Raw genomic sequence first — 526 nt, 5'->3', positions numbered from 1 at the left:
TTTTCTAATTTATTTGGATCTTGTCTTGTGTCAAAAACAGTAATAATCTCAATTTCTTCTCTTTCAAATTTTATTCTGTAATAGAAAGTAGTCTGTTTTGTTACAACACATTTAAAAAGACCTTTAAATTCTATCGATTGTGGACAACTTTCAGGTTGTTCTGAAATTTGTTCAATTTTGGATGTGAGTTTTTTTATGAAATCATTCCTAACTTTTAAATTCCAATTTTCTAATAAAAAATCGTTCAATTTTAAAAGCTTATTTTCAGCTAATTCTGATAAAAATACTTTCATTAAGAAATCTTTTTCAAAAAGTCATTGAACTCAACTCTTTTCCCTTTATTCAACTCTTTAATACCTTTTTCGATTTCTTTTTGCTCAGACTGACTTAATTCATTCCAAAAATCTACTTTTTCTTTTTGAATAAATTCTGTGATTTTTTCAATGAATTTGTCATTCTCAATGTTGAGAATCATTTTTACCAATTCAATTTTTGAAGTTTGAATATTCATATTCTGTTATATCTT

The 526-nt window shown here is 24.7% G+C and carries 2 protein-coding genes; both read right to left on the bottom strand.

Going from position 1 to position 526, the window contains the following annotated elements; all coding sequences use genetic code 11:
* Positions 1-293 (bottom strand): type II toxin-antitoxin system RelE/ParE family toxin (locus tag HGB55_RS15325; RefSeq protein WP_168817968.1); only part of this gene is annotated, 293 nt, incomplete at its 3' end.
* Positions 293-511, bottom strand: a complete 219-nt coding sequence (locus HGB55_RS15320; RefSeq protein WP_168817966.1) for a hypothetical protein — start codon at positions 509-511, stop codon at positions 293-295. The genes HGB55_RS15325 and HGB55_RS15320, both read right to left, overlap by 1 nt.
* Positions 512-526: the final 15 nt, after the last annotated feature.

The organism is Lutibacter sp. B1 (assembly GCF_012524075.1).
Classification (GTDB): Bacteria; Bacteroidota; Bacteroidia; order Flavobacteriales; family Flavobacteriaceae; genus Lutibacter.
Note: the sequence above shows the minus strand (reverse complement) of the source record. Positions and strands in the feature narration are given on the sequence as shown.